Origin of the sequence: Methylibium sp. T29 (genome assembly GCF_000576205.1) — a bacterium.
Lineage (GTDB): Bacteria > Pseudomonadota > Gammaproteobacteria > Burkholderiales > Burkholderiaceae_C > Methylibium > Methylibium petroleiphilum.
In genome coordinates this window covers 1-648 of record NZ_AZND01000589.1, presented here as the reverse complement: position 1 = coordinate 648, position 648 = coordinate 1, and the positions used below count along the sequence as shown (strand labels likewise).

Below are 648 nucleotides of genomic sequence, written 5' to 3'. Positions count from 1 at the left end.
CGCGCGGCGCTCGACGAACTGGCGCGGCTGGGCTACCTGCGCGGCCTGCTCGGCGAGCTGAGCGCGATCGAGGCCGAGGACCCGGCCGCCGCGGCCTGGACCGGCCCGGTGCGCGAGCTGGCACAGCAGTTCCGCTTCGACGCCATCCGTGCGCTGCTGAATCCCCGAGACGAGGAACCCGAAGATGCTGCCGCGGCCGCCTGACTCTCCCGCCGACCCCAACGTGCCGCGCGGGCCGGAGCGCATGCGCCTCGGCGAGAACAGCGACGTGGTGCTGATCGTCGACGACGTGCCGGACAACGTCTCGGTGCTGCACGATGCGCTCGACGAATCCGGCTATACCGTGCTGGTCGCCACCAGCGGCGAGGCCGCGCTGGAGCGCGCCGCCCACGCGCGGCCCGACGTGGTGCTGCTCGACGCGCTGATGCCCGGCATGGATGGCTTCGAGGTCGCGCGTCGGCTCAAGCGCGACGCCGCCACCGCGCACATCCCCATCGTCTTCATGACCGGTCTGGCCGAGACCGAGCATGTGGAGGCGGCGTTCGAGGCCGGCGGCGTGGACTACGTGACCAAGCCGATCCGCCCGCGCGAGGTCATCGCGCGCATCGCCGCGCACGTCCGCGGCGCGCGCCAGGCACGGCAGGCGCG

General features: G+C 73.6%; 2 protein-coding genes. Both read left to right on the top strand.

Annotated elements, in window-relative coordinates; genetic code table 11:
- Positions 1 to 204, top strand: a 204-nt coding sequence (locus tag x551_RS22995) for a hypothetical protein (RefSeq protein WP_036252232.1), incomplete at its 5' end; no start/stop codon positions are given.
- A gap of 40 nt (positions 205 to 244) precedes the next feature.
- Positions 245 to 648 (top strand): response regulator (locus x551_RS22990; protein ID WP_152543651.1); only part of this gene is annotated, 404 nt, incomplete at its 3' end.